This window comes from Streptomyces sp. NPDC102514, from assembly GCF_055584525.1.
This window is the reverse complement of record NZ_JBVJLW010000003.1, coordinates 303237-328382: the sequence shown is the minus strand read 5'-3', so window position 1 is coordinate 328382 and position 25146 is coordinate 303237. Positions and strand designations below refer to the sequence as shown.

Sequence of the window (25146 nt, the reverse complement as noted above, 5' to 3'; positions counted from 1 at the left end):
GTCAGAAGTCCTCCCCTGCGTCAGTTGCGGCGGCAACGATCTCGGCCAGGAAGGGCGCGTGAAGCGACTGCGTGTGCGTGCCCTGCGGCTCCTGCGACCCGGGCTGGGCCGCGGTTGTCAGCCGGTGTCGCGCGAGGGCGCGGACGGCGTCACGGTCGGCGCGGCCGTCGGTACCGTCGGCGCCGTCGCCCGGTTCGGGATCAGGGTCGAAGCCGGGCAGCAGGACGCCGACCTCGATACGGGTACGCGGCGGCAGCGAAGCCGGGACATCGAGGTCCGCCCGGCCCGCCCACACATCACCGCGGCGGGCGAGCGACACCCGGGTCGGCGGTCCGCCTTCCACATGGACCTCCGCCGCGAGGCGCACGCCGCCGACGGGTGCCGCGACGTCCGCGACGACCTCGACCTCGATCCGTCGTCCGGCGCCGACCGCGGAGACGGTCCAGGACACCGCGCTCTCGGCCGAGTCGACGAAACCGGGCGGGTAGCGGCGCCAGTCGTTGGTCCCCGAACCCCGCGCGATCACCCGGCCGCCCACGCCGAGCCGTTCACCCGCCGCGAGGGCGTAGTCGCCGGAGCGCGTGAACGGGCTGCCGAGGTCGAGCGGGGTCCGGAGCCCGTGTGCCCCGCCCGGGTCATGGGGCACACCCGCGTCCAGGGCCGACCGGAGCCGGCGCAACGCGTCCCCCTCCAGCCCGGCGCAGTCCGCCGCGTCGTCGATCAGCCTCACAACACCGTCCAGTTGCCGCACCGGGCCGGACGCCGTCTCCCGCGCTGCCTGCCACCACCGGATCAACGGGTCCAACGCGGCCAGATGCGTCTCCACCAGTTCGGCCGGATCGCTGTCGGGCTGGTCCTCGGGATCGTCGAAGAGCTGCTGGCAGCGATGGGTGAGCGCGGCCAACTCCAGCCCGAGCAGGTCCGGTTCGAGCGCCGGAATGCCGTCCGTGTACGACGTGGGCCACCACCGGGCCGCCCAGTGGCCGAGGGCGAGTCGAGCGGCGTACCCCGCGAGCGCGGTCTCCGACTCCGGCTGCTCCGGTGGCCCCGGCGACTCCGGTGACATGACATCGGTCGAGGCCCCCGGCGGCTCCACCGCGAGAGCGTGCACGGCGGCAGCGGTGCGTTCGCCGTAGACCGCCCACAGCCATTGCTGCGCGCGGTCGGGGTCGTGAATCTCCGCTGCGGGAAGGGCGATTGGACCGAGGACCGGCCAGGTCAGGACAGCGCCCGCGACATCCAGCACGGCTCGGGTGAAGGCAGTTCCCGCCGCTCGGGGAACGGCGATCCGTACGATGCCGTCCTCGGCCCGCGTGACACGGATGCCGGTGCGGTCGGTGCCGCCGCCCGTCCCCGGCATCACGCGCTCCTCGACTCGGCCGCCGCCGCCCGCGCGGTACTCGTCGACAGGGTGCGCAGTGCCGTCCGGACCTTCGCGCGGTGGTCCATCATCACCGAGCGGGCGACCCCGTCGAGCACGGTCCAGGCCGACGCGGCGTCGGACAGCGGCGCGTCACGAACGTCGCGCCCGTGCAGCCGTACCCACAGCCGTCGCATGTACGCGACCCATGGGGTGCGCAAGTCCTGGGCGAGGACGCTCAGTTGCCCGCCCTCCGGATCGGGCCGCGAGGAGACGGTCATCCTGCGGGCCCGCAGGACCGAAGCCTCGCGCTGCCAGCGGCTGTTGACGATGCGATGCGCTGCCGTCCGGCCGGGTTCGCCCTCCCCGTGGCCCAGCGGATCGTGGCCCGGACGGTCGAGCCCCAGGGGATCGAGGCCCACCGCGAGCCGGCCCCCGAGGACGACGGCGACGCGCAGGCTCTCGTCGTACAGGCCGAGCGGCGCGCAGCTGCGGCCGACCTCGCGTCGCACGAGTTCCGGCACCGTCGGCAGTTCCTCGCGGTGCGCCGATGCCTGGAGCACGGTGAAGAGCCGCTCGAAGAGCGTGCGGTCGAACGGCGCCGGAAGCGTGGAGGTCGACGCGCCGCGACCGACCTCGGGCCGGTTCGGCACGGGACGCGCGCTCAGTCCCAGGTGTGCGGGCAGGTCGGTACGGCGGCCCCAGACCCCGTCGGTGCGTGCCCACACGGCCTGCCCGAGCCGGCTCCCGTGCCCGGCTTCCCGCAGGACGGCGAAGGCCGACGAACCCGCATCCGTGCCAGCATCTGTGCCCGCATTCGTACCCGCATCAGTCTCCGACCCGGGCGCGGCGCAGGCATCAAGAACCACGGCCGCCAGGTGAAACGTATCCTCGCCCGCGACAGCGGCCGGGGCGCATCGCCGGGCGTCCCACGCCTCGGCGAGTTGCGCGTCGAGGCGAGTACGCCGGGCGACGTCGTCCAGGTGCTCCTTCAACGCCTCCACCGTGCGCCCGCCGCCCGTGTCGGCGATGTCCTCGACCACGTTCCGGGCCAACGCGTCCGCACCGGCAGGGGCGGAGGCGGAGGGCGTGCCGTGTTCGGTCGCCAGCTCGAAGCAGCGCTGGAAATAGAGGTCCTGGGGGTTGCCCGCCTTGATGCCCAGGGCTCGCCGCGTCTTCTTGAGTACCGTGAACCACTGCGCGGTCGCGTGCAGAAGGTCGCCCGACTCCCGTATCAGGGCGGCGAGTTGCGCGGTCTCCCGTGCGCCGAGGAAGTCGGCGGCCAGCTCGGGACGCAGTGCGGGCCTGATGATCAGCGGCAGCACGATCAGCTTGACCGTCCGGGTCAGCGGCGCGCCGCCGGGGCCGCTGAGCGGTTCCAGTCCGGGCCGTGCTCCGAGACCGCGCCACGCACTGTCGATGACCATGGCACGCGGACGGCGCTCGCCGGTCGACGGCGACCGGGTCGGCGGCGACTGGCTCGGGGACGGCATGGCCCGAGATTACGTGGTGGTGGAACAGGCGGTCGAACCTGGGATCGGTAGGAGATCCCTCCTCCCTACCGTCCTGGTCAGGGCCAGGACGAGAAGGGGAGAGACAGCATGGGAATCTTCGGGAAGCGCCGCAGGAGCCGCGAGGAGCGAGCCGCCGAGATCGCGGGACAGGTCGCCGAGGGCAAGGGTTTCTACGGGCGGGCGACACGGGCGTTCCTCGGCAGCGAGGACTTCGCCAGGGTGCAGCAGTCGATCGGGGCGTACAACTCCGGTGTGAACGTGCAGCAGCTGCTGGCGATGGGAGTGCCGACGATCCCCGCGGTCGTCGTGTCGATCGGTGACACCGGCAGGCTGGTCAACTTCGACCCGGTCGTGGACCTGGTCGTCCAGCCGTCGGGCGCGGCCACCGACCCGGTCGCGCTCCAGACCGTCGTCTCCAAACTGCGTATCCCTCGCACCGGCGACCAGGTGCTGCTGATCGCCGACCCCGCCCGGCCGGGCGGCTACCTCTACGCAGGGGACGGCGTGACGCCGTGAGACGGAGGCCTCGCCCCCGTGTCCCCGGTGTGGTCGCACACAGCGATGGTCCCGGTGACAGGAGGAAACCTCCCACCACCGGGACCACTACCGGAACCACCACCGGGGCCATCACCGGGACAGTCGCCGGGGCAACCGCTGTGCGCGCTGTCGGCTACGGCTTCTCGTCGCCGTAGATGGCGCTCACCTCCTCGGCGGTGAGTGCCCGGTCGACGGCGTGGACCTCGTCGACCGCGCCGTTCCAGAAGTCGACGTTCGTGCCGTCCCAGTGGGCCCGGCCGACCGTGAGCGGGCCGGTGCTCCCGAGGGCGGCGCCGCCCGTGGTCGTCGCCGCGAGCTTCCCGTCGAGGTACAGCTTGATCTCGTTGGTGGCCGCGTTCCGGACGCCCACGAGGTGGTACCAGCGCCCGGTCTCCGCGGCGACGGCCACCTGGGCACGGCGTTCACCCGGGGTGCTGAAGGCGAAGTTGCCGTGTCCGTACTGCAGGTAGAACGAGTTGGCCAGAGCGCGGGTGTCCTGGCTGACGGCCGTGCCGTAGTTGCCGGGGATCCCGTCGAGCCGGACCCAGGCGGACACCGAGTAGCTGCCACTGGTGTCGAGCACCGGACCCGAGGTCTCCGCGTACTGCTTCTGGCCGTCGAACTTCAGAGCGCTGCCGTTGACACCGTCGGTCCAGGAAGCACCCTCGCGCAAGGTGAGGGGGCTCTTGCCGGGCCCGGTGTCCTTGGCGGTGGTGCCGGTGCCCTCGTCGAGGGTCCAGTGCCCGCCCTTCAGCTTCTGCTTCGTACCGGCCGCGGCACCCGCCGCGATCACCTTGAGGTTGACCTTCCGTACCTCGGCGGCATCCATCTTGATGTCACGCCGGTCGTACGTGTAGAGACCGTTGAGCTCGTTCTCCAGGTCGGTGATCTGTGTGTAGACCGAACCGGACAGTTCGGCGCCCGCCTGCTCGACGTAGAACTTCTCGGTGTTCTCGACGTACTTGCGGGTCAGCTCCGCCTTGGTGGTGACACCGCTGTAGATCACGGTCGGGGCGCCGGGCCACATGTGGCCGGGGGAGCGGAGGGTGAAGCCGCCGTGCTCGCCGTCCATGGCGGCCCGCTTGTCGTCGGGGAAGGGCGGGTCGTCGTTGTTGTAGTCGTGGTGGTCGATGATGTCGCCCTTGCCCGAATCACCCTTCGAGTTGCAGCAGTTGACACCGCTGTGGGCGTTGACGACACGGGACGGGTCGGCGGCCTGGACCGCCTCGGTGATCCGGCCCGTCTCCTCGCGGTTCCACTCGCCCCAGCCCTCGTTGAAGACGATCCAGCCGATCACGGCGGGCGAGTTGTGGTGCTGCTTCATCACCTCGCGGCCCTGGTCGACGAACGCCTTCTGGCCCGTCTCGTTGGTGAGGTTCCCGGAGACGAAGTCCTGCCAGACGAGCAGGCCGAGCTTGTCGGCGTGGTAGAACCACCGCGCCGGCTCCACCTTGATGTGCTTGCGCACCGCGTTGAAGCCGAGCTTCTTGTGCGCCTCCAGGTCGAAGGCGAGGGCGTCGTCGCTGGGCGCGGTGTAGAGACCGTCGGGCCAGAAGCCCTGGTCGAGGGTGGCGAGGGAGAAGATCGGCTTGCCGTTGAGAACCAGCTTGTTGAAGCCGCCCACCTTCTCCACGGCGATCTTCCGCATCCCGAAGTAGCTGCGCACCTTGTCGCTCGACCTGCCGTCGGTCAACGTCACGTCGAGGTCGTAGAGGTACGGGTCGTCGGGGCTCCACAGGTGCTGCTTCGCCACGGGCAGGGTGAGCTTCTTGTCGGCCGCGCCGCTGACCCTTCCGACGACCTTGCCGTGGACGTCACGGGCGACGGCCTCGACGCGGGCGGAGGAGGAGACGCCCTCGGAGTCGACGGTCACCGCGAGGGTGCCGGTGTCGATGTCGGGCGTGGTCACGATGTTCTCGATCGCCGCGGGAGCGACCGGCTCCATCCACACGGTCTGCCAGATGCCGGAGGTCTGCGTGTAGAAGATGCCGCCCGGGTTCGTGGACTGCTTGCCCATGGGCTGGTCCGCGCCACCGGTGTCGGTGACGGCGACCACGATCTCCTGCTTGCCGGTCCCCTTCAGGGCATCCGTGATGTCGACGCTGAAGGCGTTGTAACCACCGGTGTGCTCGGTGACCTTCTTGCCGTTGACGTAGACGCGGGACTGGTAGTCGACGGCGCCGAAGTTGAGCTTGAGCCGGTTCGACCGGTTGTCCTTGCCGACCTTCCAGCTCTTGGGCACGTCGATGACCCGCCGGTAGAACATGTGGTCCTCGTGCCGTTCGAGGCCCGACAGCTGCGACTCGACCGGGAACGGCACGGTGATCTTCTCACCGAGGTTCTTGCCGAAGACCGGCTCCTCACCCGCCTTGGCGGCACTGAACTGCCAAGGCCCGTTGAGGTTCTCCCACTTGGACCGCTTCTGCTGCGGACGCGGGTACTCGGGCAGCGGGTGCTTCTTGTCGACCTTGTCGCCCCACTTGGTGGTGAGACGGTGGGTGGAGGCGTTCTCCGCGTACCGGATGACCTTCGGCACGGCCTTGCCGCCGACCGTCAGACCGCCCGCACCGTCGTACGAGACCCGCACCAGCTGGGCCTTCTGGATCGGCTCCGACAGGTTGACGTGGACGGAGGAGGAGTCCCCGGGGACGGACGTGACCGACTTGATCGGCATGGCGGTCGTGTCGGCCTCGACCTTCAGATGGTCCTTGACCGTCTGGAGGCTGCCCACCTTGCCCTCGAACCGGGCGCGCAGCCGCGTCCCGTTCTCGGCGACGGTGTACTCCACCGGGAAGACCTCGAAGTCGGCCGGCGGGGTGAACGCGGACATCGGCACGACCTGCTTGGCCAGTGTCGGCGTCGACCAGCGCAGATACATGTTGGCGCCGCCGGTGTCCTGGAACAGCTCCAGCCGGAACGAGTGCTTCTCACCGGCGGTCAGTTTGACGGCCTGGCTGGTCTGTTCCTTGTCCCAGTCGCCCACCCAGTGGTCGATGACGGGCTGGTCGTCGATGAAGAGGCGGAAGCCGTTGTCGCCGATGGCGTAGAAGGTGTAGTCACCCGTGGCCGGCGCCTCGATCTGGCCCGTCCAACGGGCGGTGGTGTGCTCGGTCTTGCCGGTCAACTCCTTGAACGTGTCGGTGAGACCGGAGAAGTTGATCTGCGGGTCGAGCGTCGAACCACCGAGTTCGGCGAAGTCCCGGGCACCGGGCGCCGACATGCTGAAGTACTCGCCCTTGAGGCCGTGCGTCACCACGGCGGCCTGGTCGGCGGCGGGTGCGGACGAGACTCCGCTGGTCAACTCCGAAGCCGCCGCGACGGGCAGCATTCCGCTCGGTGGCAGCACGAGGGCCGCCATGGCGAACAGCGCCAGCACTCGGACTCTGGCTCTGTTCCTGGTTCTGGGGCGGGTGCCGTGTCGTGTCATCGAACCTTTCCTCGCATTGAGACCGCGACCGCGTCCGACTGCCGGGGCAGGGTTACGGGGTGCTCGGGTGCGGCCTTTCCAACGTTGGAAACCCTCTGCCTGCGGTATGACAACACGCTCACAGGAACCTGTCCAGACCTCGTGCAGCACTCTGTTGCCTGGCGTCACGATGAGGAGGTACGAGGACGTCACGACGTCACCGACCACGGCGAAGCGAGTTACGGAGGGCGCGAGCGGGCGTGTCGAAGTGGTAGGTGGGGTGCAGGTGTTGGGGCATCGTGCCCGGTGATTCGGGCCGTGTGAATCCACGCGGCGGGTCCGCCGGTGGGAAGATCCGGCGGTGGCGAGAACCGTGCGGCTCGATCCAAGTGATCGCCGCCCGGGTCCTGTTGGCGTCAGCCGGGGCGCATGCCTGAACCGCGCACCGAGCGTCTCCTGCTCCTCCGCTGGCGGGAGTCCGGCCTTGAGCCATGGACGGCGATGAACGCCGACCCCGTGATCACGTCGACAACCGTCGACAACTCCCTTTCCCAGGCGGTGATGCGCCACCTCTCCAGGACCCGGAACCCGGCCGACGACTTCGAGGACCCGAGCGTGCCGGAGGGGCCGCTGCGCCGGCGTGTGCTGTACCGCAAGGCGAGGGCCGAGCCCGTGGGGCGCGGCGGTCGAGGTGTCGAGACGGGCTCCTGAGCTGACGAAGCTCATCACGGATAGGTGAGGCAGCGAGCGCACTCAGGACCGTCGCTGAAGCAAATAGCTGTGCAGGAGCGATGATGACGGCGGTCACGGCGGTGATGGGGTTGACGGCGGTGACGGACGCAACCGGAACAGCCGACCCGCAACAGCCGACCTGCGCGCAACGGCCCCGCCCTGTCACCGCGCAGGCCGCAACCGGTCCAGCTCCTCGCCGATCACCGCCCGCGGCACATCGTGCGGCGGACCGAGCACGAACCGCTCGTCGCCCCACGCCCCACCTCTCCCGCGGACACAGCCGGATCGGTCGGCCGACGCCCTCCGCCGACTCCCAAGCGCTGGACGGCCCGGCAGGAACCGAGCGTCCCCGATCATCGGGAAGTCCCGCTTCGAGACGCCGCGGAACGGTCGGATTCGCGCCTCGCAGTGCAGTTCCGAGCCCATGGGCCCAGGGAAGCCCGCAAAATTCTCGAATACCCTCGTCCTGGAAGACGTCGAATGTCGTGGACGTACCCGTTCATGGACGTGCACGTTCATAAACGTACGCATTGAGGAGGCGATCGTGTTCACGAGGCGCATGCGTCTGCTCGTGGGCGTCCTGATCCTGGCCTGTCTGGTCCTCCTCGGCCGCAGCGGGCCGATCGACGGCCCCTTCGCCAAGTCGCTGAAGGACGAGGCCGACGCCGTACCGAACCGGGTCATGACGTGGAACATCTGCAACCCCTGCGACGAGAGCAGCGCCGAGCGGGCGGCGGAGATCGCCAGGTTCGCCCCGCAGGTCATCGGCATGCAGGAAGCGTGCGTGCGTGACGTCGAGCGGACCCGGGACTATCTGCAGAGCCGGCACGGTCTGGTCTACCACGTCGAATACGGGTCGGTGCTGCAGGACTGGGGCCGCTGCGGGGGACTGCCGTGGAGCCCGGGAGCCTTCGGGCAGGCCATTCTCTCGGCGGCGCCCATGACCGACGTCGTCCACAAGGAGTATCCGGACGGCGGATCCGAGGACCGTGGGTACTTGGCAGTGACCACGACCGTGGGCGGTCAGTCCGTCCGTCTCTTCAACACCCACCTCGCGCAACGACGTCAAGAGGCGGTCAGGGCGGGCCAGACCCGCGTACTCGCCGCGGAACTGGCGCACTACGACCGCGCGATCGTCATCGGTGACTTCAACGCCGTGTCCAACGCCCCCGAACTCGCACCCGTGTGGAAACTGGCCACGGACGTCGACCCCGGGTGCCGGCCTACCTCGTACTCCGGGGAGTGCAAGCCGACCACCGACTGGCAGAGCAAGTTCGACTACATCTTCCTGCGGGGCATCAGCCCGCTCGATCACCGCGTTCATCCGACCCGGTACTCGGACCACCACATGCTGTACAGCGACCTGGACCTGAGCGCGGCGCGGAAGAGCAGTTGAGGCCGTCTCCGGACAGGCGCCACCCCGTCAAGACGCGAACGCATAACCCGTTCGCCATTGCCATGACCCACGCGTTGTGTTCAAGGTATTGACACGTCCATTACAAAGGCTTTACGTTGCGCTCACCTGAGAGCGCTCTCAGGCACCCGTCGCGTGAGACTTGAGGTGCCGCATGCCATCCCCCCGCATCAGGCCGGCAGCCGGGTTGTTCCTGGCCTCAGCCCTCGTCGCCGTGGGCCTGGGCCCGGCCGCCGTACCAGCGGCAGCCGCCACCGTGCCCGTAGGCTCCGGCAGCTACTCCGACACCCGGCCCGCCGGGACGTCGGGGCCCACCACCAACACCGGAGCGCCGGTCACCCCCAAGCTGACCGCCGCCGCCAAGGACAGACCCGTCCCCACCAACGACTGGTGGTCCTCCCTCGCCTTCCAGCGCTACGGCGACAACCCGTACTCGACCCCCATGTACGGCCACCCCCTCACCTACCAGGCCGCGTCCGGCGGGCTCGACGTCGGCTACCCGACGTCCCCCGCGATCGTCGGCGACGGCCGCCAGTACGAGTACGCCCACAAGCGCGACCTCACCATCGGGCTCACCGGCCTCAACTCGCCCGACACCAAGGCCGACGACTGGTCCGACTGGACGGTCACCCCCCAGTGGTCCGACGGCACCCGCACCCTGCGCACCACGATCGGCCACGGCTCCCCGTTCGTATACGCCAAGGGCACGGGCGGCAACGCCCAGATCACCACCGCCGCCACGCCCACCGTCTTCGCCGACCAGGGAAACGTCCTCGGCATCACCGTCGCCGGACACCACTACGCCCTCTTCGCGCCGACCGGCAGCGACTGGAACGTCGCCGGCTCGACCGTCACCGCGGGCCTCGGCTCCAAGGACTACTTCTCCGTCGCCGTGCTGCCGTCCACCGACGCCCTGGCGACCTTCAAGAAGTACGCCTACAGCTTTGTCACCGACTCCAAGGCGACCTGGAGCTACACCGGCGGCACCGTGAAAGCCACGTACACGCTCACCACCGAGGCGAAGGAGGGCACCGAGCGCGGCACGCTCCAGGCCCTCTACCGCCACCAGTGGCTGAACACTACGGACGCCCTGACCTCGTACACCTACGTCTCGCCGCGCGGGACCATGAAGGTCCGTGAGTCGGCCTCCTTCACCACGAGCCAGAAGTCGTCGGCCGTGCTGCCCGGGCTGCCCAGGTCGAGCGGTGTGGACACGGCCCGGCTGCGCGGCTATCTGGACGAGGTCGTGAACGCCGCCGACCCGTTCTCCGGCGCCTCCGACACCTACTGGACCGGCAAGGCCCTCGGCCGGCTCGCCCAACTCGTGCCGCTGGCCGACCAGATCGGCGAGACCGGCACCCGCGACAAGCTCCTCGGACTGATGAAGGGGAAGCTGCAGGACTGGTTCACGGCGGGCGGCGCGAACGAGTTCAGCTACGACAAGGACTGGAAGACGCTCACCGGCTACCCCGCCTCCTACGGCAGCGACACCGAGTTGAACGACCACCACTTCCACTACAGCTACTACGTGTACGCGGCGGCGATCGTCGCCCAGTACGACCAGGGATGGGCCGCCGACTCCGCCTGGGGCGGCATGGTCAAGGCCCTCGTACGGGACGCCGCCAACCCCAGCCGCACCGACACCGCCTACCCCTTCCTGCGTGGCTTCGACGTCTACGCGGGCCACAGCTGGGCCTCCGGACACCAGGGCTTCGCCGCAGGCAACAACCAGGAGTCGTCCTCCGAGTCCACCAACCTCAGCGCGGCCCTCGTCCTGTGGGGCTCCGCCACCGGCGACACCTCGCTGCGGGACCTCGGCACCTATTTGCTGACCACCGAGTCCGAGTCGATCGCCCAGTACTGGTTCGACGCCGACGAGCAGGTCTTCCCGTCCTCGTTCACCAAGGACACGGCCGGCATGGTCTGGGGGAGCGGCGCCGCCTACGCGACCTGGTGGACCGCCAACCCCGAGGAGATCCACGGCATCAACGTTCTTCCCGTGACCGGCGGTTCGCTCCACCTCGGCGGTGAGAAGGCCGCGATCCGGCGCAACATCGCCGAGATGGAACGGGAGAACGGCGGCCCGGCCGTCGAATGGCGGGACATCCTCTGGGAGTTCCAGTCCCTCGCCGACCCGGGCGCGGCCAAGACCAAGTGGGACGCGGGCAACGCCGGGTACACCCCGGAACAGGGGGAGTCGAAGGCGCACACGTACCACTGGATCAACACCCTCGACACCATCGGCGCCCCGGACGCCACCGTGACCGGCGACATCCCCACCTCGGCCGTCTTCACCAAGGGAACGGCCCGGACGTACGCCGCCCACAACTACGGATCGACGGCCCGTACCGTCACCTTCTCCGACGGCAAGACCCTTGCCGTACCGGCCCGTTCCACCGCGACCGGCACCGGCACCGGATCCGGGGATCCCGACCCCGACCCCGATCCGCCGACCGGGACCGGCAACACCTTCCAGCTGCGTACCGGCGGCGCGCTGACCACGGCGACCGGCGGCACGGCCGGCAGCGACACCATCGCCTCCGCCGGCGGCACCAACCACGACGGCACCCCGTACCAGCCGCTCGTCTACGAGGTCCGTGGTGTCGACGGCACCCTCACGCCCGGCGCCCAGAGCGCGTTCCGGCTCCAGGTGGACGCGGAGAGCGCCGTCGGACTCGGCCAACAGGCCCGGATCAGCTACGACTTGACCGGAGACGGAAGCTTCGAGCGCACCGAGACGTACAACTACTTCGCGACCGACCCGGTCTCCGGCTGGGAGGAGTACACGCAGGCCCGCGGCCTGAAGGCGTCCACGGGCACGGCGGGCGACCTGGACGGCGGCACCGTACGCCTCGAAGTGTGGAACGCCATCGGCAACGGCCCGTCGAAACTGCAGACGGGTACGGACAAGTCGGTGCTGGTCATCCCATACAGCTGAACCGGCGGAACGTCTGCGGCGGGCACCGGCGTGAGCCCTTGCCCGCCGCACCCGCTGGTCAGCCCTCGACGGTGTTGTAGTTGACGATCCCCTCCACGAGGAGAGCTACGGCACCGACGAGTGGACTGTCCGCCCCTTTTCGCACCACGTCGGGTAACCGGTGCGCCTCTTCCTCGGTGGCCGCCACCATGCCCCAGAACGCGTTGAAGGCGGCGGGGTCCGCTGGTTTGTCGGTGGCCGCCCCGACCGTCACGACGCCGTCCCCCTCGACCAGGGCCAGCGCGCCCATCTGCCGCAGCGTGTCGGGATCCCGTTCCTCGGTGGCCACCACACTCCAGCCCGCCACTTCGACCTGCTGAACTGCGGCGAAAAGACTGCCGGCGCTTCCCGGCCCGGAGACAACGATGTCAGGCAGTACAAGGGCCACCGGCCCCCGCGTCATGGGGAGGGCGGACCGGATCGCGCCGTCGAGGTCGGGCTCGAACGACTGGTCCTGGTGGACGAAGACGAGTTGGAGGGTGTCGGCGTAGCGCGTCAGATAGCTCACCGTGTCCAGCTTGTGCGTCCCGAACACGACGACCAGGCGCACATTGAGTCCGCTCTTCGCCAGTTCGACGACGGCCTCCAGGCTGCGGTCCAGCACGGTGACCCCGGGAGCCAGGCAGTGCAGTTCCTTCGAGTAGGGCGCTCTGAAACGGGTTCCGAATCCGGCGCAGGGCAAGATGATCGAGACATCGGGGACAGGCGCGGACGGTCTGGGCATTGAGCCGCTCTCAGGTTGTGTTGACGACAGGGAACCTTGCACGCGTCGGCGGGTACGGGCGGCGCAGGACCGACATCGGGCCGTCGGCCTGAAAAGCACGCCGGCGATCACGGTAGCCATCGGGCGGGTCCTGCGCGAGAGGGCGTGGAGCGACGGGATCGTCCGCGGCGCGCGGCGCGCGTCGTACCCGGCTGCCGGACACCCGCCCATCGGTCGTGTCGTCGTCGACCGGTGCCGCTCGAAACCCGTGTGGCCACGAGCCCGCATGGGCAGGCATGGGCCGAAACGTGTGGCAGGCCGGAACGAAAGAAGGCGCATGATGCGGGTGTTGTTGTCCACATACGGGACGCGCGGCGATGTCGAACCGCTGGTGGCCCTCGCGGTGCGGTTACAGGCACTCGGCGTGGAGGTACGGATGTGCGCCCCGCCGGACGAGGAGTTCGCGCAGCGGCTCGCAGGCATCGGTGTGCGGCTGATTCCGGTCGGACCGCCCGTACGGGCCATGATGGGCGGGACGGCTCTGCCCTCGGCGGCCGAACTGTCCCGACACCGGAACGAGTTGGTCGACGCACAGTTCGCCATCCTGCCCGCGGCGGTCGAAGGATGCGACGCGCTGGTGGTGGCCGGCCTGGCGCAGATCGGCGCGCGATCCGTGGCCGAGGCCGCGGGCATCCGCTATGTGTACACGAGCTATTCGGCCGTCAACCTGCCGTCGCCGCACCATGCGCCGCCGCCCCGGCCTGGCTGGCCCGAGCCGGAGACCGACGACAACCTGACCCGGTGGGAGGTGGACGCCCAACTTGTGAACACGCAGTTCGCCGAGACGCTCAACGGTCACCGGGCGGCGCTCGGGCTGCCGCCCGTGGACAACGTCCGCGACCACGTCTACTCCGACCGGCCGTGGCTGGCGGCGGACCCGGTCCTGGGACGGTGGCCGCAGACCCCCGGCCTCGACGTCGTACAGACGGGCGCGTGGGGCCTTCCCGACGAACGCACGCTCCCCGCCGACCTGTTGACGTTCCTCGACGCCGGCGCACCGCCCGTCTACGTGGGCTTCGGCAGCCTGCGCCCGGCACCGGACATCGCCCGCAGGACCGTCGAGGAACTCCGCGCACAGGGTCAGCGCGTACTCGTCTCCCGCGGCTGGGCGGACCTGGACGTGGCCGACGACCGGGACGACTGCTTCACCATCGGCGAGGTCAGCCACCAGACTCTCTTCGGCAGGGTGGCCGCGGTGGTGCATCACGGCGGCGCGGGTACGACGCTGACGGCGGCCCGGGCGGGCGTGCCGCAGGTGGTGGTACCTCTTCAACTGGCGGACAACCCGTACTGGGCGAGCCGGGTGGCAGCCCTGGACATCGGCGCGGCCCTCGACGGTCCGACGCTCACCGCCGACTCACTCACCCTCGCCGTCAAGACGGCCCTGGCACCCGGGACCCGGGCGCGGGCAGCGGACCTGGGCAGCCGGATCCGCACCGACGGCGCGGAGGTGGCCGCGAGACTGCTGGTCGACGCCCTCGGGTGACCGAGGCCGACCGGCCGAGCCCGCACCACGTGCTGCCCGGACGTCGGCTGCTAGCGTTCGGGCGCATGGAAGAGAGCGTGTACGTGGGCAACGCCGGCAAGGACGCGGCCCTGGACCGGGGTTGGCTGCTGGGACACTTCAAGGAGCACGGCGATCCCCGCCACAGCGAGGCCCTTGAGGTCAAGTGGGGCGTCCACCCACGTGGCGAGGAGCGGGCGCAGTGGGTGAAGGGCGAGGTACGGACAGCTCTCCTGGTCCTGATCACGGGCCGCTTCCGTATGGAGTTCCCCGGCCGTAGCGTGCTGCTGGAGGAACAGGGCGACTATGTCGTGTGGGGCCAGGGAGTGGACCACTCCTGGGTCGCGGAGGACGAGTCCGTGGTCCTGACCGTGCGATGGCCTTCCGTACCCGGATACGCCGTACCGCACGAGGAGGAGCGGACGGGATCGCCGCGCTGACCACGGGCCGGCCCGGTCGCGCCGACCGGCACTGACTAGCGGGGGTGCGCCTCGGCATGTCGGAACCGCCCCGGCGAGACCCCGTACTCGCGCCGGAACGCGCCCGCGAAAGCGAACTCCGTCGAATAGCCGACCTGCCGGGCTATCGCCGCCAGCGGTGCGTCCGTCTCCCGCAGCAGCCGTGCGGCGCAACTGAGCCGCCAGTTCCTGAGGTAGGTCATGGGCGGCTTGCCGACCACCGACGTGAAGCGCCTCGTGAACGCCACCCGGGACATGCCCACGGTCTCGCTGAGCCGGGCGGCCGTCCACTGCGTCTGCGGCTCGCCGTGGATCGTGCGCAGTGCGGAGGCGATCGCCGGGTCGGACAGTACGGGGCGGCCCCGCGAGCCTTCGTCCTCCATCCACTGACGCAGGACGTGGACGAGCATCAGGTCCAGCAGCGCCGACCGCGTCACGCTCTTACCTGCCTGTGCCTGTGCCTGTGCCTGCTCCTGTGACTGGGCTTGGGCCGCGTCGTCGTCGAGCAGTTCGATGACCGACCGCAGTGCCGGGAACCGCTCATGGTCGGGGGACACCACGAGCAGGTCCGGCATGACCGTGAGGTACGGGTGCACCTGGCCGTGGTCCAGGCGATACGCGCCGCAGAGGAACTCGAAGTCGGCGGGCCCGGCGGCCGGCTGGTTCAGGCTCAGCGCCACCTGCGGCAGCCCGTCGAGCCGGCACGGAGCGTGGCTGAGGCCGTGGTCTGCTCCGGAGGTGATCAGCACGACATCGCCCGGATGCAGGGCGACGGGCGGCGCGTCGAGGGGGACGAGCCAGCCGGAGCCCCGAAGGACCACGTGGAAACCGCTCCCGGTCAGGCCGGCGTACCGCATGCCCCACGGACCCGACTGACGGAATCGGCGGACGGTCTCACGTCCGACGCGGAGACCGGAGACGGCTTGGCTGATCATGTCCACCCACTGGATTCTATCGGCCGTTCAAACTCGTATGCGGTGGTGACAAGCGCGTATGTCCGTGCACGTCAGCGGCTGGTTCAGTGAGTGTCATGAAGGAAAACGACATCGGCATGAAGGACTGCGTCGTGGTCGGCGCGGGGGCTGCCGGAATGAGTGCCGCGCTCACCCTCGGCCGGGCCCGGCACAGCACCCTGGTCATCGACGCCGGCCGGCAGAGCAACCTCGTCGCGGCGGGCGTCGGAGGCCTGCTCGGACACGATCGGCGGTCGCCCGCCGCGTTCCATGCCGAGGGCCGCGAGGAACTGCTCGCCTATCCGTCCGTCGAGCTGCACCGGGGCGAGGTCACCCACGGTGTGCGGGAGGACGACGGAAGCTTCGCGGTCACCTTCGCCGACGGCCGTCGCGAGCGGGCGCGGAGCATGGTCCTGGCACCCGGAATGGAGTACCGCCACCCACAGCTGCCCGGCCTGTCCGAACGATGGGGGAACGCGGTCTTCCACTGCCCGTTCTGTCACGGCTGGGAGGTGAGCGATCGCCCATTGGGTGTTCTCGCGACGGGCGCGGTCGGTGTGCACGGCGCCCTGAACCTCCGTGCCTGGAGCGACCGGATCACACTGCTGACCAACGGCGGCGAACTCACCGACCAGCAGCGCGAACAGCTGGACGCCGGCGGAGTGGGCTGGGACGAACGGCCGATCGATGTCCTCGACGGGCCGGGAACCGACCTGCGGGCGGCGGTCTTCGCCGACGGCGGCGAACTGGCCCTCGGGGCACTGCTGGTCAAGTCGACCCTGTACCAGCGTTCCTCGCTGGCCCGGGACCTCGGAGCGGCACTGAGCGAACCGGACGAGATGCTCAGCGTCGAGGCGATCAAGGTCGACGCGATGGGCCGGACCGGCGTTCCCGGGCTGTACGCGGCGGGTGACGCCGCCACCTCGGTGCCGCCGTCCATGGCGGCGGCTGTGGCATCCGGCTATCTGGCGGGCGCAGCCGCCGCCGTGCAACTGGCCGCGGGTTACTGAAACGGGCCCCTCGCGACCCCAGAGCTGCCCCTGGTTCTGCCCCCGCGGACATACCGACCCCAACATTGGCCGGATAGGAGGGAATGACCCACATCAAACAAAGAGGAAAATATGCGTATCCAGAAGGACAACGACAAGGGCTCGGACAGTGCCGGCAGACGTCGTCCCGCGTCCCGGCCGCCCACAGCCCTCCATCCGCTGATCGCTCTCCAGCAGGCCGCGGGGAACGCCGCGGTGACCCGCGCGATCCAGCGGGCACGGAACGAACAGAGCCCCGAAGGGCAACAGGCCGACCCCAAGGAGCAAGACGCCGAAAACCGGCAGAACGGGACCACGGAGCGCGAGGCCGAAGGACCCACACCGGTCCAGCGCCGGCCATCGGTCCGCGACGCCGTCGATTCTCCCGGCCGCCCCCTGGAGCCCCGCGTCCTGCAGCGCGCCGAGCAGGCCTACAACATGGACTTCGGCCACGTACGCGTACACAACGATCCGGTGGCCCAGCGCTCGGCCGAGGACCTCGGAGCCCTCGCCTACACCACCGGCGCGCATATCGTGCTCGGCGGGAACCGCGTCAACGACGAGGTGATGTACGAAGAGGTCGACCACGTGCGCCAGCAGGCTCTCGGGCCCGTCCCCGGCACCCCCAACGGCAAGGGCGAGAAGGTCTCCCGCCCGGACGACGCGTTCGAGCAGAGCGCCGGCGCCAACGGCCGTAAGCTCGCCCGGGGTTCGGCCCCCGACCTCTCGCTGCCGGGAGCCGCCTTACCCGTCTTACCGGCCTTACCCGCCTTACCCGCCTTACCCGGCGGGGCGTTGCAGCGCAGCGTGGACGCGGACGTCCCCGTCCAGCGGGCGGACCGCCCCGGCCCCGCGCCCACGGCGGAGCCCCCGACCGTGGCCGAGCCCTCGACCGCCGCCGAGCCGCCGAGCATGGCGACGCTCCCGGCCATCGTCCGGCTGGCGCGGCTGCTCGTCGGCGGCAATCAGGAGATCAGGAACAAGGAAGTACGGGCCGTCATTCACAAGCGGGTGCGAAGCGGCCCTAGCTTCACGGACGAAGAACTGCAGACGATCAAGGCAGTGGAGTCCGAGGACCCCAAGTGGCTGAAGACCGTGGGTCTCTGCACCCGCTCCGAGGCCGAGGCGTACATGAAGGCGGGCAAGTTCCACGACTGGCTGGAGCAGCCGGAGGGCAAACGCCTGCTCGTGGCCAGTCTGCGGTGGCGGCAGGAGTCCGAGAACCGCGGTGCGGGGATTCCGCCGGTCGAACCCAGCCGATCGGACTACCAGCTGGGCCGTCACATGGCCATGCACGGCGAGGAAACCCCGCAGCCCGAGAAGGACCGGCTCACGGCGGAGCGGAACGAACAGATCTTCCAGACCTTCGTCGACACGATGCTCCCTCCCGGCATCAGCGACAAGGTCCCGGACGCCGCCAAGCACGAGGCGCGGGTCGCGCGCGGCACCGAGCTGCTGACCAAGATCTTCCTGATCCTGAAGCAGGGGCTGAAGGTCTACAACCCGGAGGCGGGCGTCCACGAGGACTTCAAGGACGACGTCGCCCACGCCCTGGCCTACGGCGGACGCGTCAACATCCGCATCCCGCAACTGGCCGACGGCCAGCACGGTTACGAGCTGCCCCAGTGGCTCCACATCACCAAGGAGGACCGGAAGTTCTGGGAGCCCAAGTCGACGCCCGAGAAGCCGGTGTACCGGCGCGGGTTCGGCACGCACCACATGGAGATCGGCGACAACCAGAAGGACGGAAAGCAGGGCACATTCGTGGAGAAGGGCGAGGTCGGGGCCACCGTGCAGAACTGGCTGGATCCGCACAGCCACCTCTACGGTCTGCCCCTGGCCCTCCGGGGCATGGGAAACAAGGACTTCCACGGCGACACCATTCTTCCGAACGAGTCGTACGGACACGCCTTCATGGGTTACAAGCCGCCCACCGACAAGCGCGACGGGGCACTGCAGGTCGGTATCGAGACCGCCGGGCCGGGAGGCAGGACCCCGGACGGCTACAAGCACGGTCTGACCAGCAGTGAGAAGAACAGCAACCCGGTGAGCCAGGTGGGTGGCCACAAGGACGACAAGCCCGGTGGCAACGCACCCCTCGAAGCGAGCCAGCGCCATGTCGACCTGAAGGGATTCGGCGACTGGGTGCAGACGCTGAAGGACCTGGAGAAGGACTGGAAGGCCGGTCTGGCGGCAGCCGAGACGCACGAGGAGCGCGCGGCCCTGTACCGGGACCTGATCGGTAAACGCGGCGATTCCGCTTCCTGACCAGCGGAGGGCCGCTCGTACGGCGGGCGATGCCGAAGGCCTGCCGTACGAGCGGCCCAGTCACCTGAGCCCACTCACCTGTGCCCTCCGGCCCGGCGTGCCCGGTGTCAGTGGTTCATGTGCGTTCACGTCCGTTCACGTCGTGTTCGCCGCGCAACCATCGGCCGTTCCCGCGTGTCTCACAGGCGAATGTCACCCGTGAGCGGCCTTGAAGCCGCGCGCTTCCAGGAGGACTTGTGGGCATCCGTCGACTGGCCGTATCGACCGCAGTGGTCGCCGCAATGATCGGCACCTTCAGCGTGCAGACAGTGGCGGGCACCGCGTCCGCCGCGGGCCGTGCCACCACCGTGCGTGAGGACTTCAACGGCGACGGCTACCAGGACATCGCCGTGGCCGCTCCCGGCGCCACGGTGGGCGGCCACGCCTGGGCCGGCTACCTCACCATCACCTACGGCTCGGCGAACGGCCTCGACACGGCCCACACCACCGTCATCACCCAGGACACCCCGGGAGTGCCCGGCGTCTCCGCCGACAACGGCGTCTTCGGCTACGCGCTCGTTCCCCGTGACCTGGACGGCGACGGCCTGACCGACCTGGCCGTGACGAGCCGCGAGTACCAGGCGGAAGGCAACATCAGCGGATCGGTGATCGTCCTCTGGGGCCGCAGAACGGGCATCTCCGGCCAGGATTCCGTCCGCGTCGCCGGCGCGCCGACGAACGCCGAGGTCGGCGAGGACATCACCGCGGGCGACTTCGACGGGGACGGTCACACGGACCTGTTCATGCGCAACGGCGACGACTACGACTACCGTGACGTGCTCCACGGCCCGTTCGACCGCTCCGGCGCCCCCGCCCGCAAGCAGTCGCTCCTGGCGTTCAGCACGGACAACACGATCTCCTCCACCGCGGCCGGCGACTTCAACGGCGACGGCATCGAGGACCTCGCCACCTTCTACGTCTACGAGAACCACGCCGAGGGCGGCAAGCTGTGGCTCGGCACGAAGGACGGCCTGTCCACCGTCCCGCAACGGCTGTCCTCCGCGTCCGCCACCGCCGTCGCCGACTTCGACCAGGACGGTTACGCCGACCTCGCCACCCGCGAATTCCCGGGCGGCGACACGGAGATGGTCGACGACCCGGGGACCGTCAAGATCTATTACGGCTCGGCCGCGGGCCCCAGCCAGACCCGTACGCAGACCATCACGCAGCAGACCGCGGGCGTGCCCGGAGTGAGCGAGAAGAACGACGCCTTCGGCGCGCGCCTGAGCGCGGGCGACGCGAACGGCGACGGCTACCCCGACCTGGCCGTGGGCGTCCCCGGTGAGGCGATCGGCTCGGTGGCCAAGGCCGGTTCCGTGGTCCTCCTCAAGGGCGGCAGGGGCGGGCTCACCGGTGCGGGCGCGCAGGCGTTCCACCAGGACACCGCGAACGTGCCGGGGGTCGCGGAGAAGAACGACGTGTTCGGCGGGTCGGTACGGCTGCTCGACGTGACCGGGGACGGGAAGGCGGACCTGACGGCGGGCGCGCCGGGGGAGGACCTCGGCACGGTCAGGAACGGCGGCGCGGTGTGGCTGCTGCGCGGTACGGCGTCCGGCTTGACGGCGACGAAGTCGTCCGCGCACAACCCCGTGGACCTCGGTACGCCGTCAGCACAGGCCGAGTACGGCTACAACCTCAGCGGCGACAACGGCCCGAGCATACAGATCCCCTGATCCCTGATTCCTGATCCCTCGTGCTGGTACCGGCGTCCCGGGCGGTCCCGTACCGGCCGGTCGGACCGGTCGGACCGCCCGGCCTCGGACTCGGTGTCAGGGGGCGGCCGTGCTGTGGAACCGGGCGCGGTACTGCGTCGGAGCGATCCCCAGGACGCGCTGGAAGACGCGTCGCAAGGATTCCGACGAGCCGAATCCCGCCTGCTGGGCCACTTCCTCGACGGTGCCGGTACCGGCTTCGAGGAGTGTCTGGGCGGCTTCGACCCGGACGGATTCCACGTACCGTCCGGGCGTCGTCCCGACCTCGATGCGAAAGAGCCGTTCGAGGTGGCGGCCGCTCAGCCCGGCCGCGGAGGCCAGAGCGGTGAGGGTATGAGAGGCCGCCGGGTCCTCGGTGACGTGGTCCATCACCCGGCGGACCGCCGGATGCTGCGGCTGCCGGGGAGCCAGCCGGGCGCTGAACTGGGCCTGTCCACCGGGCCTGGCCATGAACACGACCAGTTGCCTGGCCACACTGCGGGCGGTCTCGGCGCCCCAGTCCTCTTCGACCAGGGCCAGGGAGAGATCGATGCCCGCGGTGACACCGGCCGACGTGAACACATGCCCGTCCCGCGCGAAGACGGGGTCGTCTTCCACCTGGACCCGGGGATAGGCGGCGGCCAGCTGGGCCGTGAGCTCCCAGTGCGTGGCCGCGCGGCGGCCGTCCAGGATCCCGGCCTCGGCCAGCAGGAAGGCCCCCGCACACACCGACGCCACGCGCTCCGCCTGTCCGGCCATCCGCGTCACCAGGGTGACCAGACCGGTGTCGGCCACGGCAGCCCGCCAGTCCTGTCGTCCCGCGACCAGCAGTGTGCTGCGGCGCCGTGAAAGCCTGGCAGGCGGTCCGCCGGCACCGATGACCAGCCCCGACGAGGTGGTGACCGGCTCGCCTGTGGGCGAGACGACCCGCACGTCGTAGTCGCCCCCGTAGCGGTTGGCTGTCGTGAAGACCTCCACGGGGCCGGTGACGTCGAGGAGCTGCACCCCGTCGAACGCCACGACGACGACCGTGCGCCGAGCGTGGGGCGTGTGCCCGGCGTGGGGTGTGTCCCGTGTTACTCCTTCCACGCGGAGTCCTGAATCGTCCGGACGAAGTCTCCCCGCTCGAAACCGGGAACGAAGTGCTCCAGCACGTCCGCCTTCACATTGCCGAAGGTCGTCTCGGGCTTGGAGCGGATGCCGTCGGTGAAGGCGTCCAGGATGCGGCGCTTGAAGTCGGGGCGCGGGTGGAGTGCCACGACGGCATCGCGGTCCTCGGCGGAGAGGCTGTCGTAGCCGAGGCCCAGGACGTCGTACTCGACCCCTGCGATGACCAGCGCCACCTCCGGTTCCATGAACTGGGGGATGCCGGGTGTGGTGTGCAGGGCGATCGACGTCCAGACGCGGCGGACGCTGTCCTCGGGGACGCCGTGGGCCTGCAGGAACCGCCTGGCCTCGTCCGCGCTGTCCACCTCGAACCGACGGCCGCTGTCATGGAACTCCTGGTTCAGGCCGACGTCGTGGAACATCGCCCCGATATAGAGCAGTTCCGCGTCGAAGCTGAGGTCGCGCTCGCGGCCCTGGAGGCTTCCGAAGAAGTACACCCGGCGCGAGTGGTGGTAGATGAGCTCGTCGGTGGTGTCCCGGATGAGTTCCGTCGCCTCACGCACCAGCCGAGTGCCAGGCACCGTCACACCCGCGGCCGTCACAAGATCGATCGACATGCTGCTGCTCCCTGCTTCCTGTCGGCGCACCCGGTCGGACCGCCACCTACAGCTTGGTCCGACGGCAGGCCGTCCGCCATGGCGATATCGTCCCCTATCCCACAGATGACGACATGCGGGCGCAGCACGACCTCTACCCGTCGAAGGGGCTCAGCCGGGGCCGCAGATGGTGCTGATACCAGGTGCCAGCCTTACCGCCGAGGTGGGCAGGATCGGCCGGACCGACGGCGACGAACCCGACACGGGTCAGCACCGCCCGGGACGCGGCATTCTCATGTGAGGTGGCCGCCCGCAGGGTACGCAGTCCGTGCCGGACCACCGCCAGCCGGCACAGCTCCCGAACGCTTGCGGTCGCCACGCCACGACCGGCAACGTGCTGCGCAACGCGGTAGCCGAGTGTCGCGGTGCCGTCCTCCAGGTCGTACAGATTGAACCTGCCGAGCACCGAGCCGTCCTCGGCGACGAGCACATAGAAGGCGCAGACACCGGCCTCCTGCTCGGCCAGCGCGGCGTCGTACCGCTCGGCGAACTCCTCGAAGAAGGCGTCACCACGGTCGGACACCGAGGCCGCGAAGTAGTCACGGTTGGCCAACTCGAAGGCCAGAACCGCCCCAGCGTGGCTGGCATGCAGTGGCTCCAGTTCAGACACGGCCCGACTGTATCCAGACCGGCGCAGCAATGGTCACCGAGGCACGGGCTGCATCCCCCGGTGACCACTCGGCGCACTCGACGGCCAACGGCCGTCACACGTCCTGTTTGTTCGGGTCTCGTAGGCGGTCGAAACCCTTTCTGATGGCGTTCAGCGGTGAGGCGATCGCCTTGGGTGTTTCCGGGGCCGCTGATCGGGGAGTGCCGCCGCCGCGCGTGAACTCGGTCAGTGCGGCCTGTGCCGCGTCGGCCGCCTCGCGATAGAGGTCACAGGACTTCGTCATGGCGTCGAGCGCTTCGGCGTACCTGACGGCCATGCTCTGGGCATGGGCCAGTTCCTCGTCCGGGGTCAGCAGGTGCCAGCCCTGGCGCAGTTGGGTCAGGGCCTGCTCGGCGCCCTCGGGGAGGGGGCGCGGCAGGTTGGCGAACTCCTCGATGAGGGCGAGGAGTTCCGTGGGCTCGGAGCCGTCCAGGAAGACCGTGTGCACACTGAAGTGCTCCGCGTCGTGGTCCCGGCTCCGCGGGTGGACGGGCAGGATGACGGCGCCGCCGCGCGGCATCCGTACGCTCAGTTCCCGCTTCATCGCGAAGTCGGCGGTCTCCGCCTGTGCCGGCGTGGCCCGGTGCTCGACGACCCGGTGGCGCAGGCTCGGCGGCAGGAACGCGGAGACCGGCCGCTGTCCGCTCGCGTCGGGCGTCATGGCCTCGTGCACCACGACATGGATGTACCAGGTGTTGCGCGTGCAGTCCCGCAGGTGGCGGCGCAGCTCGCTGTCGTCGGCCGGCAGGTGGTTCGCCGTCCGCAGACGCACCCCGGGCACCGCGTCGTGGTCCCAGGCGACCCGGTCGCTGTCGGGCCAGAACATCGTGGCGGGCGAGGGCCACCGGAAGTCCCACGGCAGCTCCGCCTCGGCGGCCAGGACCCAGCTGACCGCCTCGTCGTCCGCGCGACGGCCCCGATGCTCGTACGTGGTCAGCTGCGCGCGCACCATGACGCCGTCCGCCACGCGCCAGCGGGCCTCGAAGAGCCGGCGGGCCGACGGGCCGGGCGCGGCGGACGCCTCGCGCGGGTGGAGGACGGTGGAGCGGGACGCCTCCACGGGGTCGAGGTCCACGAAGTCGTCAAGGACCCCGGCTGCCTTGAGGGCGATCAGATTGCGCCGGACGTCCTGTTCGGGATCGGCCCCGAGATGACGCCCGCGTGCCAGCCATACGGTGTCGGGGACGGTCGTCGCGGAGCTGCTGTTCTTAAACATGGAACCGTTCTGTGGAAGATCAATGCCTTTACCAGTATGGCCCCTCCGGCCTTGTACGCCGCCGCACACGCCGCCTCGCACGCGGTGCCGCGTCAGGCCGCGTCCGTGGTCTCCGCGACGAGGCCAAGGAAGAAGGTGCCGATCGCGGCCTCGAAGGCCTCGGTGAAGGCCGGGTGCATGAACGCCAGACTTGAGTCGGCCTGGAAGGCGGCCAGCTGCGCGGGGGCGGGGCGGCTGCGGGTCCACAGGGCGCCGACGAGGATGATGACCATATGTGCGGCGCGCAGCGCCCGCTCGTCGTCGAGCTCGGGGAGCAGGTCGCGCAGCCGCTCGGCCAGCCAGTGGATGGCGTCACGCGAGGACCTCTTGTACCGGGCGGCGACCTCGACGGAGACGTTGTGCTCAAGGATCGCGTGCTGCGCGCTCAGCAGTTCACACAGCATCGGGTGCGCGGCGAACGTCGTGGCCAGCCGCGCCGCGACCTGGCGCGTCCGCACCGGAGCAGGAGCGGACGGGTCGGCCCACCCGGGGAGTGTCCCGGCGACATCGGACCGGTAGCGGGCGGCCGCCTCGGAGAGCAGATCGAGCAGAACCGCCTCGCGCGACTCGAAATAGCGCATCATCGCGGACTTCGCCAGCCCGACGCGGCGGCTGAGTTCGTTGAGGCTCACGGCTGCCACCGGCATCTCGTCGAGCATGCCGGCCGCGGTTTCCAGGATGCTCCGCCGACGCACGGCACGCTGTTCGTCGCTCCGTGCACGCTGGAAGGTCGCCATCCCCCGAGATTAGTCGACCGCCGGTCCATTGACTGTGGACCGGCGGTACATTAATTTCAATGTACCGCTGGTCCACTATTTTCGTGGCCGGGTGGATC

19 protein-coding genes are annotated in these 25146 nt (G+C 69.8%); 9 read left to right on the top strand and 10 right to left on the bottom strand.

Annotated features, from left to right (window positions below; genetic code table 11):
• Window position 1: 1 nt before the first annotated feature.
• Together ACZ60E_RS09695 and ACZ60E_RS09690 are read right to left on the bottom strand one after the other, a co-directional pair.
• Window positions 2-1360: a hypothetical protein gene (locus ACZ60E_RS09695; protein ID WP_469439250.1), complete on the bottom strand. Its 1359-nt coding sequence runs from the start codon at window positions 1358-1360 to the stop codon at window positions 2-4.
• A complete protein-coding gene (locus ACZ60E_RS09690; protein WP_469439249.1) occupies window positions 1360-2853 on the bottom strand; it encodes a hypothetical protein in 1494 nt (497 codons plus the stop codon). Before ACZ60E_RS09690 ends, ACZ60E_RS09695 begins: the two co-directional genes overlap by 1 nt.
• A 108-nt stretch (window positions 2854-2961) precedes the next feature.
• On the opposite strand from ACZ60E_RS09690, the gene ACZ60E_RS09685 reads away from it, so the two are divergent.
• The gene (locus ACZ60E_RS09685; RefSeq protein WP_384806713.1) at window positions 2962-3390 is read left to right on the top strand and encodes a hypothetical protein; all 429 of its coding nucleotides are present in this window, start codon (window positions 2962-2964) and stop codon (window positions 3388-3390) included.
• Between the two features lie 154 nt (window positions 3391-3544).
• Here ACZ60E_RS09685 and ACZ60E_RS09680 read toward each other — a convergent pair whose 3' ends face one another.
• Entirely contained in the window at window positions 3545-6838 is a 3294-nt protein-coding gene (locus ACZ60E_RS09680; protein ID WP_469439248.1) for a LamG-like jellyroll fold domain-containing protein, read from the bottom strand.
• Between the two features lie 408 nt (window positions 6839-7246).
• Between ACZ60E_RS09680 and ACZ60E_RS09675 the strand changes: the two genes are divergently transcribed.
• From ACZ60E_RS09675 to ACZ60E_RS09665, 3 genes are all read left to right on the top strand, one after another.
• Complete coding sequence (locus ACZ60E_RS09675) at window positions 7247-7528, top strand: hypothetical protein (RefSeq protein WP_469439247.1); 282 nt, start codon at window positions 7247-7249, stop codon at window positions 7526-7528.
• Window positions 7529-8108: 580 nt separating this feature from the next.
• Entirely contained in the window at window positions 8109-8945 is an 837-nt protein-coding gene (locus ACZ60E_RS09670) for an endonuclease/exonuclease/phosphatase family protein (RefSeq protein WP_469439656.1), read from the top strand.
• Window positions 8946-9117: 172 nt separating this feature from the next.
• On the top strand, window positions 9118-11901 hold the full coding sequence (locus tag ACZ60E_RS09665) for a glycosyl hydrolase (RefSeq protein WP_469439246.1): 2784 nt from the start codon (window positions 9118-9120) through the stop codon (window positions 11899-11901).
• A 58-nt stretch (window positions 11902-11959) separates the two neighbouring features.
• On the opposite strand, the gene ACZ60E_RS09660 is transcribed toward ACZ60E_RS09665, so the two are convergent.
• On the bottom strand, window positions 11960-12544 hold the full coding sequence (locus ACZ60E_RS09660) for a hypothetical protein (protein ID WP_469439245.1): 585 nt from the start codon (window positions 12542-12544) through the stop codon (window positions 11960-11962).
• A 439-nt stretch (window positions 12545-12983) separates the two neighbouring features.
• On the opposite strand from ACZ60E_RS09660, the gene ACZ60E_RS09655 reads away from it, so the two are divergent.
• Entirely contained in the window at window positions 12984-14189 is a 1206-nt protein-coding gene (locus ACZ60E_RS09655; protein WP_469439244.1) for a glycosyltransferase, read from the top strand.
• A 65-nt stretch (window positions 14190-14254) separates the two neighbouring features.
• On the top strand, window positions 14255-14647 hold the full coding sequence (locus ACZ60E_RS09650; RefSeq protein WP_469439243.1) for a cupin domain-containing protein: 393 nt from the start codon (window positions 14255-14257) through the stop codon (window positions 14645-14647).
• Window positions 14648-14682: 35 nt separating this feature from the next.
• Here the strand turns inward: ACZ60E_RS09650 and ACZ60E_RS09645 are convergent, their stop codons facing one another.
• Window positions 14683-15600, bottom strand: a complete 918-nt coding sequence (locus ACZ60E_RS09645; protein WP_469439655.1) for an AraC family transcriptional regulator — start codon at window positions 15598-15600, stop codon at window positions 14683-14685.
• Window positions 15601-15695: 95 nt separating this feature from the next.
• Here ACZ60E_RS09645 and ACZ60E_RS09640 point away from each other — a divergent pair, with 95 nt between their 5' ends.
• The 3 genes from ACZ60E_RS09640 to ACZ60E_RS09630 all read left to right on the top strand — a co-directional run bounded on the left by ACZ60E_RS09640 (window position 15696) and on the right by ACZ60E_RS09630 (window position 20626).
• A complete protein-coding gene (locus tag ACZ60E_RS09640; protein ID WP_469439242.1) occupies window positions 15696-16628 on the top strand; it encodes an NAD(P)/FAD-dependent oxidoreductase in 933 nt (310 codons plus the stop codon).
• Window positions 16629-16739: 111 nt separating this feature from the next.
• Complete coding sequence (locus ACZ60E_RS09635) at window positions 16740-18914, top strand: eCIS core domain-containing protein (protein ID WP_469439241.1); 2175 nt, start codon at window positions 16740-16742, stop codon at window positions 18912-18914.
• Window positions 18915-19150: 236 nt separating this feature from the next.
• Window positions 19151-20626, top strand: coding sequence for an FG-GAP and VCBS repeat-containing protein (locus ACZ60E_RS09630; RefSeq protein WP_384806697.1), 1476 nt, complete (start codon window positions 19151-19153; stop codon window positions 20624-20626).
• Between the two features lie 96 nt (window positions 20627-20722).
• On the opposite strand, the gene ACZ60E_RS09625 is transcribed toward ACZ60E_RS09630, so the two are convergent.
• The 5 genes from ACZ60E_RS09625 to ACZ60E_RS09605 all read right to left on the bottom strand — a co-directional run bounded on the left by ACZ60E_RS09625 (window position 20723) and on the right by ACZ60E_RS09605 (window position 25048).
• Window positions 20723-21733, bottom strand: coding sequence for a GlxA family transcriptional regulator (locus ACZ60E_RS09625; RefSeq protein ID WP_469439240.1), 1011 nt, complete (start codon window positions 21731-21733; stop codon window positions 20723-20725).
• Window positions 21721-22368 carry an HD domain-containing protein gene (locus tag ACZ60E_RS09620; protein WP_469439239.1) on the bottom strand — a complete coding sequence of 216 codons (648 nt, stop codon included), beginning with the start codon at window positions 22366-22368 and terminating at the stop codon, window positions 21721-21723. Before ACZ60E_RS09620 ends, ACZ60E_RS09625 begins: the two co-directional genes overlap by 13 nt.
• A 133-nt stretch (window positions 22369-22501) precedes the next feature.
• Complete coding sequence (locus tag ACZ60E_RS09615) at window positions 22502-23017, bottom strand: GNAT family N-acetyltransferase (RefSeq protein ID WP_469439238.1); 516 nt, start codon at window positions 23015-23017, stop codon at window positions 22502-22504.
• A gap of 94 nt (window positions 23018-23111) precedes the next feature.
• A complete protein-coding gene (locus tag ACZ60E_RS09610; RefSeq protein WP_469439237.1) occupies window positions 23112-24272 on the bottom strand; it encodes a hypothetical protein in 1161 nt (386 codons plus the stop codon).
• A gap of 92 nt (window positions 24273-24364) precedes the next feature.
• On the bottom strand, window positions 24365-25048 hold the full coding sequence (locus ACZ60E_RS09605) for a TetR/AcrR family transcriptional regulator (protein ID WP_469439236.1): 684 nt from the start codon (window positions 25046-25048) through the stop codon (window positions 24365-24367).
• Window positions 25049-25146 lie beyond the last annotated feature (98 nt).

Excerpts from the sequence above, each read along its gene's own strand:
- ACZ60E_RS09640 (WP_469439242.1), top strand. The coding sequence starts at position 15,696 with ATGAAGGAAAACGACATCGGCATGAAGGACTGCGTCGTGGTCGGCGCG.
- ACZ60E_RS09610 (WP_469439237.1), bottom strand. The coding sequence starts at position 24,272 with ATGTTTAAGAACAGCAGCTCCGCGACGACCGTCCCCGACACCGTATGG.
- ACZ60E_RS09635 (WP_469439241.1), top strand. The coding sequence starts at position 16,740 with ATGCGTATCCAGAAGGACAACGACAAGGGCTCGGACAGTGCCGGCAGA.
- ACZ60E_RS09685 (WP_384806713.1), top strand. The coding sequence starts at position 2,962 with ATGGGAATCTTCGGGAAGCGCCGCAGGAGCCGCGAGGAGCGAGCCGCC.
- ACZ60E_RS09675 (WP_469439247.1), top strand. The coding sequence starts at position 7,247 with ATGCCTGAACCGCGCACCGAGCGTCTCCTGCTCCTCCGCTGGCGGGAG.
- ACZ60E_RS09690 (WP_469439249.1), bottom strand. The coding sequence starts at position 2,853 with ATGCCGTCCCCGAGCCAGTCGCCGCCGACCCGGTCGCCGTCGACCGGC.
- ACZ60E_RS09605 (WP_469439236.1), bottom strand. The coding sequence starts at position 25,048 with ATGGCGACCTTCCAGCGTGCACGGAGCGACGAACAGCGTGCCGTGCGT.
- ACZ60E_RS09670 (WP_469439656.1), top strand. The coding sequence starts at position 8,109 with ATGCGTCTGCTCGTGGGCGTCCTGATCCTGGCCTGTCTGGTCCTCCTC.
- ACZ60E_RS09650 (WP_469439243.1), top strand. The coding sequence starts at position 14,255 with ATGGAAGAGAGCGTGTACGTGGGCAACGCCGGCAAGGACGCGGCCCTG.
- ACZ60E_RS09665 (WP_469439246.1), top strand. The coding sequence starts at position 9,118 with ATGCCATCCCCCCGCATCAGGCCGGCAGCCGGGTTGTTCCTGGCCTCA.
- ACZ60E_RS09695 (WP_469439250.1), bottom strand. The coding sequence starts at position 1,360 with ATGCCGGGGACGGGCGGCGGCACCGACCGCACCGGCATCCGTGTCACG.
- ACZ60E_RS09680 (WP_469439248.1), bottom strand. The coding sequence starts at position 6,838 with ATGACACGACACGGCACCCGCCCCAGAACCAGGAACAGAGCCAGAGTC.
- ACZ60E_RS09645 (WP_469439655.1), bottom strand. The coding sequence starts at position 15,600 with ATGATCAGCCAAGCCGTCTCCGGTCTCCGCGTCGGACGTGAGACCGTC.
- ACZ60E_RS09620 (WP_469439239.1), bottom strand. The coding sequence starts at position 22,368 with ATGTCGATCGATCTTGTGACGGCCGCGGGTGTGACGGTGCCTGGCACT.
- ACZ60E_RS09655 (WP_469439244.1), top strand. The coding sequence starts at position 12,984 with ATGCGGGTGTTGTTGTCCACATACGGGACGCGCGGCGATGTCGAACCG.